5 protein-coding genes and 3 pseudogenes are annotated in these 8,599 nt (G+C 66.4%); 3 read left to right on the forward strand and 5 right to left on the reverse strand.

The features are described 5' to 3' along the window. From ACWEJ6_RS53800 to ACWEJ6_RS53810, 3 genes and pseudogenes are all read right to left on the reverse strand, one after another. A pseudogene (locus ACWEJ6_RS53800) lies at positions 1-284 on the reverse strand (albusnodin/ikarugamycin family macrolactam cyclase); the annotation flags it as partial. Continuing rightward, positions 281-1,075 carry an asparagine synthase-related protein gene (locus ACWEJ6_RS53805; protein WP_452433476.1) on the reverse strand — a complete coding sequence of 265 codons (795 nt, stop codon included), beginning with the start codon at positions 1,073-1,075 and terminating at the stop codon, positions 281-283. The gene ACWEJ6_RS53805 and the pseudogene ACWEJ6_RS53800, both read right to left, overlap by 4 nt. Positions 1,076-1,340: 265 nt before the next feature. After that, the gene (locus ACWEJ6_RS53810) at positions 1,341-1,481 is read right to left on the reverse strand and encodes a hypothetical protein (RefSeq protein WP_452433477.1); all 141 of its coding nucleotides are present in this window, start codon (positions 1,479-1,481) and stop codon (positions 1,341-1,343) included. Between the two features lie 259 nt (positions 1,482-1,740). On the opposite strand from ACWEJ6_RS53810, the gene ACWEJ6_RS53815 reads away from it, so the two are divergent. After that, on the forward strand, positions 1,741-1,998 hold the full coding sequence (locus ACWEJ6_RS53815) for a hypothetical protein (RefSeq protein ID WP_452433478.1): 258 nt from the start codon (positions 1,741-1,743) through the stop codon (positions 1,996-1,998). A 3,418-nt stretch (positions 1,999-5,416) separates the two neighbouring features. On the opposite strand, the gene ACWEJ6_RS53820 is transcribed toward ACWEJ6_RS53815, so the two are convergent. Together ACWEJ6_RS53820 and ACWEJ6_RS53825 are read right to left on the reverse strand one after the other, a co-directional pair. Further along, the gene (locus ACWEJ6_RS53820) at positions 5,417-6,181 is read right to left on the reverse strand and encodes an RNA-guided endonuclease InsQ/TnpB family protein (RefSeq protein WP_452433479.1); all 765 of its coding nucleotides are present in this window, start codon (positions 6,179-6,181) and stop codon (positions 5,417-5,419) included. Positions 6,182-6,546: 365 nt separating this feature from the next. Beyond that, positions 6,547-6,615 (reverse strand): annotated as a pseudogene (locus ACWEJ6_RS53825) (helix-turn-helix domain-containing protein); the annotation flags it as partial. A gap of 22 nt (positions 6,616-6,637) precedes the next feature. Between ACWEJ6_RS53825 and tnpA the strand changes: the two are divergent. Both tnpA and ACWEJ6_RS53835 read left to right on the forward strand, forming a co-directional pair. Further along, a pseudogene (tnpA, locus tag ACWEJ6_RS53830) lies at positions 6,638-7,055 on the forward strand (IS200/IS605 family transposase). Positions 7,056-7,854: 799 nt separating this feature from the next. Continuing rightward, positions 7,855-8,259, forward strand: a complete 405-nt coding sequence (locus ACWEJ6_RS53835) for a hypothetical protein (protein ID WP_452433480.1) — start codon at positions 7,855-7,857, stop codon at positions 8,257-8,259. The last annotated feature ends 340 nt before the right edge of the window (positions 8,260-8,599 follow it).

Raw genomic sequence — 8,599 nt, forward strand, 5'->3', positions numbered from 1 at the left:
GGGCTGAGCGCGCACCAGCGCAGCGCGGCCTCCACTCCCCGCCGCGGCGGGGCGCTCCCGGCGCGCAGCTGGGCGGCGACGTCGGCCAGAGCCTGCGGGTACCTGGCGCGTGCCATACGCAGCGCGGCCCTCATGACGGTGTGGGCGGGGCGGTTCCGCAGCCGCGCCAAGGCCGCTGTCTCGCACAGGAACCGGCCGGCGGTCAGGGGGCGGGCGAGGTCGGCCAGGTCGGCCAGGTCGGCCAGGGGCCCAGCCAGGACGCAGTCGCCATCGTCGCCGGTCATGTGCAGCCCTCCCACGGCGGGGCGCGCAGGGCCTCGTCACGGGCCCACAGCAGCGCGTCCTGGGCGGGCTCATCCAGCAGGGGCGCCTGGTCCAGCCGTGCGAGCGGCAGCGCCTCGGGGCCGGGGCAGATGATGATGTGCTCCAGACGGGGTTCGGCTCGCGCGCACAGCAGGGCGTAGGAGAGGTCGTCCTCGCCGCCGCCGACGGGGTCGATGTAGGTGATCACGGGCAGGCGCTGGGCGCGGCAGTGGGCGGCCAGGAGAGCGAGGCTGGAGGAGTCCAGCCCGCCTGACAGGTCGCTGGACAGGCGGGGGGCGCGGTCGGCGCGGCGGCGGACCGCGGTCAGCAGCGCGTGCCGGAGCTGCTCGGCGCCCTCGGTGAACGGCAGCTCGCCTACAGGGAGGTGCAGGGGCTGTGGGCGTGGTTCCGGGCCGCCGAGCAGCACCATGTGGCCGAGCAGGGACCGGTTGATGCCGGTGAACGCCGACCGGCCGCCGGGGTGCGGGAGGCTGGCGGCGATCAGGCGCACGGCCAGCCAGCTCGGGTCAGGGCCGGCGCCGGTGAGGTCGGCCAGCGGCAGCGGCGAGGAGTAGTAGGCGACGCCGCCCGCCCACAGGGTGTGGAATAGCGGCCACGCGCCGGCCAGGTCCGGGACGACCAGGACCCCGTCGGGGCCGGTACGGATGGTGGCGAAGCTGTCCGGCAGGGCGGCGAGCTGGTCCCAGGTGCCGGTGCGGGCGGCCCGCTGCGGCGCGCCGGTGAGCTCGTCGTCGGTCAGGCAGGCGCCCACGATGGTGACCTGCCGGGGGCGACGGCCTGGGTGCGTAGCTGCCCATCCCACTCACCGCACCCCCACAGCGGCGGCCGGTCGGACAGGGTGCGGCTGCCTGCCTGCCTGCCGGGCGGGCGGGCGGGCGGGGCGGAGCGGCGGCGGTGTCCGGGCTGCTGTGCGGGCCGGGGCACCATCCGGCGTACCAGCGCATCACCGGGTTGCTCCATGGCTTGTGCCGGGCCTGCTGCCCGCACGGGGGCGGCGGGCAGCAGGCCCGTGCGGGTCAGTTGTAGTACTTCTTCCTATCGGCGGTGTCGTGCTCGCTGGAGCCGAGGGTGACCTCGCGGATCGTGCCGAGGTCGAGCGGGGCCGGCGCGGTGTAGGCCTGCGCCTGGGCGGGCTGGGTGGTGGTCTGGTCGAGCATGAGGGATCTCCTTTCGGCCGGGGCCAGTGTGTGGCCCGTCGCCCTCTGTGACAGCCGACCGCTGTCGGCAAGGGTGGGCGGGCCGGCAGCGGCGTGCGGCGCGCTCAGCGCATGGGTGCGGGCGGCGGTCAGATCGCGCGCCGAGCTGGGCTCGACCTCGGCGATCCACAGAGGAAGACCGCTGGGCGCCGACAGGGCTTGAAGGTTGCCGGCGTGCTGGTGGGCCTTGCCGGAGCAGCGGGCGTCGATGGACTCTCTCTTGACGCTGGGTCCGCTCGGCGCGGCGGTCGATGGGGGTCAGGGCGCCTTCCAGGGTCACATAGGCCAGCCCGTCGGCGTGGGCGCGGTTCAGCGCGTCGTGCGGATCAGGGGCTTGCGCCGCGAGAACCGCGATGCCTTCGGCGATGTAGCGGTAGGTGGTCACGCGGGAGACACGGTGATCGCGGCCGAGTTTGGGGATGTCGTGCTCGCCTGGGAACCAGCGCTGGGCCAGTATCGCTTGCCGGAACGGGGTTAGAGCGCGGCTGCTCTTGGGGGTGCCCACCCGCCGTCGTTCGTCCCGCGGTGACCGGGCGACGTGGCGAACCAGCGCGTGGGAGACGTCGAGCATGGCACGATGAGCGATCACGTGGAGTCTTTCGGCGGTTGCGCTTTCTTGTGGTGAGAACTCATCTACCTGAGGCTCCAGGTCTGCCTCCGGCCTTCGACGACTTCTCCCGAAAGGCCCGAAACGCCACCGCCAGCGTCCCGAACACCCCTCATCGCCCGAATTATTTCGCTGAGATCACCTCACTGAGCCTTCTTCATCCCATTGCCACAGGCCAGGAGCGGTGGCTGGTGAAGATGGACCCTGTTGCCTGCGACGAGGCCCGGACCTTCGGCAGCTGAGCCGGACGGGTAGATGCGCCATCAGTCCTGCTCAGAAGAGCCGGGCAAGGAGGATGAAAAGCTCACTGATGATCTTCAAGGAGATCGTGCGCTACGAAGAGTTACCCAGCCATGGCTTGACGCCTAAGAGCACTGGTTTTATGAAAGTATTAAGGGCTTAGTTGGAAGTCTCTCATATGCGGAGCAGATGAATGGGAATTTTGCCTGCCACAGCCATATTGGCTGCCATCCTCATCCCAACAGCAGCGTGTTCATCAGCGGTTCCCAAAGACCGCCGACCACTCGGTAGCGTGACAGCATCGCCTGTGGAATGTGGTCTGCTTTCCAGCCAAGCTATTGGTCTGGCCATTGGATTTGACATTTTCTACGCGAGCGGCTCGACGTCAGCGAATAATTTCTCACATTGCGTCGTAAGTAAGTCACCGAGCATAAGAGATGAAGCGTCGATGACTGTTGAACTACATGACCCCTTTCCTTCAACCATGCAAAGCCTAGAAAACGGGAGAGCGAGAGACAGGGGAGTCGCCCTGCCCAGCGATGCCGGCCCAGGGTACAGTGCCGTAATAGTAGACACAGGCGGGAACATCGTTGGAGCCAAGGCCTTTGCTTGGACGCTGGACGGAACCAAAGTGCTCGCCATCCAAATCGTCAAGGGAGCACCGGGGCGAGATCATCAAGCGGACGCCGTCGAGTTCGCCCGGCAGCTCCGACCCCTCCTTCTCAGTTCCACAGGGGAAGGACGGCGCCATCCGTAGAGAGAGTGACACGCCCGATTGAGGAGGAGCCCTGCATGAAAAGGGCGGAGGGGATCGCCGCATTTCGTTGCGATCCACTGAGCTGAGCTCCTCTGTCACGTCTCAGGAACCACGGAGCTGGCCCTCCCGCACGAACATGCTGACCGATCGCCTCACCGTGTTTCACTTCCATGGCAACGCTGGCACCTCGTTAGACTCCCTGAGCCTTTCCTATCCTATTTCCTCAGGTCAGGAGCGGCGGCTGGCGAAGATGGACCCTGTGACCCGCAGCAAGGCCCAGGCCTCCGGCAGCCGAGCCGGGTCGGTAGATGCGCCGTCAGTCCTGCTCAGGAGAGCCGGGCAGGGAGGATGAAAAGGCTCTCTGATGTAGTTGGCGTGGACGAAAACGCCCAGACCCGGGTGTTCAGCTGGTTCTGCCGCACCTTCTCCTCGGCCCAACCATGGCATACGTACACGATGAGCGCGGACTCGTGCACACTCGACTGCTTGCGGGGCATGTCATGCCCCGCGAGCTTCGTCACCGCCTCGACAAGCGCCCCGCTGAGCAACTTGTCGATCCTAGGTCCTCACCGCCGCTCGCACGTCGGGCACGCCAGCAGCCTGGACTCGAGGTCGGTAAATGAAGTTCTCGCCCACCTTCAGATAGTGAATTAGAGCGTTCAACACTGAGCCTTTGAGGCGCTGGACCGCCAGTCAGCGCCATCTACACAGATGGCGCTATCGCGGTCGAGTTCACGTCGGGGTCGCGGATCAGATCCTAGAAGCCTTGAAAGTCCGGCGGCTTCGCGCTCATTTCGTTGGCGACCCTGCGCAACACGGGCGAGCCCAGAACCCGACACCGAGACAGCCGAGCGCGTCTTGGACCTGGCTCGATTCCCGGGACTCAGGGTCAGCGCTCTTGTGCGGGGCCATGACCCTCATCATAAGTTCAGGGTGATGCCCACCCGAGGATTCATGCAGTCGCGTCTGATGCGGTGAGGCCGTCGACGGCGCTCAGAGCCGCACGGAAGTATTTCTCGATCTCGTGCTCCCGCTGGCGCATGTCAGCGCAGAGTTGGTCGCCCTCCGCCCCCGGGAGCACGCCGCTCTCAGCGATGCGGACAAGCTCACTAAAGTTCGATTGGCATCGCTGGAAGAGACGCTCGATCTCTCGGCGAGTGGACTCTATCTCAGACTTCTTTGGCATAACGACCTGACCTAGAAGAGGGGACTGGACGCTTGAATGGTAACGATGGGTGGCCGCCATCGTGGGAGTTATGGCCAAGTGGAGACGACTCGAACCTAGAAGCCCTGGCCGTACGTACCACTTGGGAACTGGTTATTGCGAGGGAGGCTAGCGAAGATGAAGGGTTCAACCGGATGTTCGAAAAGGTGACATACTACGCGATGGTGTTCGCTGAGGACGGGCCGGAAGCGCTTAGCGGTTTGGCGCGACGACGTCGCCTGCCAAGCGGTGGAATCATTGACGAGGCTCTCCATAGAGACCTTCGATGGCACCAAACCGACGCCATCGATGACTGGCGCCGAGGTGAGTCGAGCCAGGACCTGATTAAGATCAGCAGGGCAGAGGCGGACCGTGTCTTGGAGCGATTCCGACAGATGTTCGGCCCCCCGTAGTCACAGAGGCTAAGGGCTTGGGGTGACGGGGTCGAAAGTCCAGGCCGGTCCTGGCGAGAAGCTGTGTCTTCCCCAGATCAATCAGCCGATCGACGTGCGCACGGTGACGTTGGCCAGGCACTTGTTCATGTAGGACGCCCCAACGGCCTCTACCGGGGTTCCTTCGGAGGCGTAGGCGGGCAGGCAGAGCACCGTCAGCCGCGACTGGGGAGCATCATCAGCTGGTGCATGGCGCCGAGATGGCGAGTGCGGCGGGTTGTAGGGCTGGGCACGGCCGTACCCAGCACGGCCGGTAGCGGCCATGCCGTGACGACCGTAAGGGCTGCATCTGTGTGGCAGCAGTGGTTACCGCGGCCGGCGAATGCGGTCGGTGCAGCGGGGTTGGCGCGCGGCGATTGGCCCAGTGTCCCGCTGCCGTCCTGGACCGGCCCAAGGCAGCCGCGAGAGGGCGTCGACGCGGCGCGCCGCCGCTGCTTCTACAAGCGGGAATGTCAAGCATCATCCGATGCCAATGCGTCAAGCACCAGGTGAGACCAGGCATGCGCGTAGGCTTGTATCGGGATCAGCTGAGGAAGTCTCGGCGATGGTTGGTCAGTGCGCTGCGGATGGTGGTGAATCGCTCAATTGACGCGCTCGCCGGGCTGAAGCCCGAAGATTTTGGCCTGTGCCGCCCCTTCACGCGGCGGCACTGCCGTGGCTTCCCGCTTCGCGGGGCTGTGCCATCTCGAAGGATGGTCTGACCGGCCCTCCACAGGCGTGTAGCCTGTCCGCCCGTCCGGCGGCCAGGATGTTGATCGCGGCATTGATGTCGCGGTCGTGAACCGCGCCACACACGCAGGTCCATTCGCGGACCCGCGGAGGCATCGCCTTGGTTACGGCTCCACATGCTGAACACAGCTTGGAGGATGGAAACCATCGGCTGACTTTGGCGAATGTCCCGCCGTACAGTTTCGCTTTGTATTCCAGCATGTTCACGAACGCCGACCACCCGGCATCGTGCACGCTCTTGGCCAGCCTCGTGCGCGCCAGCCCGCTCACCGCCAGGTCCTCCACGAACACCGCTTGGTTCTCGCGGATGATCCGCGTGGAGAGCTGGTGGTGGAACTCGCGGCGGGCGTCGGCGACCCGTGCGTGCGCCCGGGCGATCTTGCGCCGGGCCTTGTCGCGGTTCTTGCCGCCCTTCCCTTTCCGAGACAGGGCGCGTTGGGCTTTCCTCAGCCGTTTCTCCGCCCGGCGCGGGAAGCGGGGAGAGTCGATCTTCGTTCCGTCCGGTAGGACGGCGAAGTGCCCGAGCCCGAGGTCGATCCCGGTCTCGGCTTCGACGGCGGGCAGCGGTCGCGCGGTGACCTCGACCACGAAGCTGGCGAAGTACCGGCCCGCCGCGTCCTTGATGACCGTGACCGAGGACGGGTCGGCGGGCAGGCCCCGTGACCAGCGCACCGCGACCTCGCCGATCTTCGGTAGGACGAGTTCCCGTTCTGGCTCACCTTGAACCGGGCGTTCCTGGTGAACCGGATCGTCTGCCGGTTGTCCTTGCGGGACCGGAACCGGGGCGGGGCGAGTTTCGGGCCCCCGCGCTTGCCTGACACCGATGCGAAGAAGTTCCGGAACGCCGTCGCGCGGTCGGCGAGCGCCCGCCGCGACACCACGGCGGACACCGTGCCCAGCCACGCCCGATCGGGGCGTTTCTTCGCCTCGGTGATGACCTGGCGCGACTGCTCGGCGTCGCTCACGAACGGGAACCCGTTCTCATGGGCGTGGTTGCGCATACGCAGTGCGTCGTTGAACACCGTCCGGGCGCACCCGAACGCCCGGCCCAGCGCGATCCGCTGGGTGGGGGTCGGGTCGATCCGGTAGTTGTACCGCAACCGCACCCGATCGCCATACAGATGGGTTATGGCCGAGTACAGCGATATCAGAACAGGCCGACACTGTGTTTTCGTACGCCACGCCCATTTGGTCTTCGTGACGAAGTTCCGGCATCGGGTGTTCACCGACGCGGCACCTGACCCTCCTGGAAGAGATCATGTGGGCCGTCCGCGCCGACTTCGAGACCGGCCTGGCCGAGTTCAACGGCGAGAACAACCACGTCCACCCGCTGGTCAACTTCCCACCCGAGATCGCCCTGTCGAAACTGGTCAACAGCCTCAAAGGTGTGTCCTCGCGGCGGACGCGACAGGAGTTCCCCGAACTGGCCGCCCACTACTACCGGGCGAACAAGCTGTGGTCGGGATCCTACTTCGCCGGTTCGGTGGGCGGCGCGCCGATCAGCGTCCTGCGCGAGTACATCGAGCAGCAGAACCGGCCTGTCTGAGCGGATGGACGCCGGCCTGCCTGGCGGCGAATCGGCTGCTCTTGCCCCGCTACGCGGGACGGTCGGCTTCACCCCCGGGCTGAAGCCCGGAGCACTGCCGACAATTTTGGTAGCTCTGCGGCAAGGGCTTCTCCGCAGTCGTGCTGACGGTAGAACCCGGTCAAGATCTCCGACGCGTTGACGATGCCGGCGAGGGGATCAGTGGTGAGGTGCGGGACAGAGCGCACTAGTCGCGCACCGTCCTTAACCTGTTCTCCCCGGCTGGGGGTCGGTCGGGTACGGCTGCGCCTACTCGGTCCCTCCGGCTGGGGACCACCCGCTGGACCATGACGGGCTCGATCTAAGCGCTGGGTGGCGGCGCGGCGGGGCGGCCCTTGCGCGGGGTGACACACTCGGCGAGCGGGAGCGGGAGCGGCACGCCGCAGCGGCCGTTGCTCGTCCATGAGGTGGGCCGGGACGCCGTCCAGGCGCACGCTGACGCGGTGGCCGGCCAGGTGAGCGCCGACGCGCAGGGCCCGGCCGGGCAAGCTGACCGCGCCGATCGAACTGGCTCGCCTGTCCACCTCAACAGCGCTCGGCGCGATCGCGGGCTCGGGGACGGGCTCGTCCAGTGCCGGGCAGGACGGGAGTCTGCCATGCTGTCGCACGGATGCGGCCCTTCGATCGACATCACATGGCCGGTCGCCGTACGTGGTCGGGGGCTGATCGACGCTTCAGGGCTCGTTCCTTGCCTCGGCTCAGCGAGTAGCGTGGCTGATCTCTGAGCCGTAGATCGAGGGTGATCAACTATGGTTCTCCCATGCCCCCTGGCAAGGCCTTCATCACTCTGGTGTGCGCCACGTTAACACTGTCCGACTGCGCGACCTCCTCCTGGGAGGATATTGGAGGCGCGAACCTGTCAGCGGACGAGCGTACTTTGACGGTCAATCTGATCTTTGGCGCCCCCGAGGGATCCCCGCGGCTCTGCGAGAGAGTGACGAGCACCGAGCTGGACGAATCCTCCTCACAAGTGGTCATCGGGATCTTGGTGGAGAAAGACTGCCCCCAGCGATGGCCATGGGAGGAACCCGTGCTCACCAACCTGATCGGCTACCCGCATCCAGTGAAGTTCACCCTGCGGCGATCCCTCGCTGACAGAGCCGTCATCAACAACACCGACGGTCGGCGTGTGCAGATCTATCCGCAGGAGAGCAAGCCGCGGTGATTCCGCTGATGAGGTCTGCCAGGAAACGAACAAGAGTCGTAAAGCTGGGTCGCGGTCTGGTCGCGCGCGGCCGCTCACGGTGTTCTGGAGGGACCGAGCGCGCTCTCAGACCCGCATCGAACGGTCTGGAACGGCTCGAACTGGATCTTTGATCCGTAGATTCCGGGATTCGAGCCCCGGCGCCCTACCACTCAATGCTCCACCTGAACTGCGCCTTGTCGATTCTCGGCTCCCTTCCGAGAGGCGAGAACGGCCAAGTCGGGTGCTCGGACCGCGATGGGCGCGGAGATGTTTGAGGGTCCCGCCGGTGGGGGGGGGGGGCGCGGCCGGGGCGGGGGTG

It is taken from the genome of Nonomuraea sp. NPDC004702 (assembly GCF_053601695.1).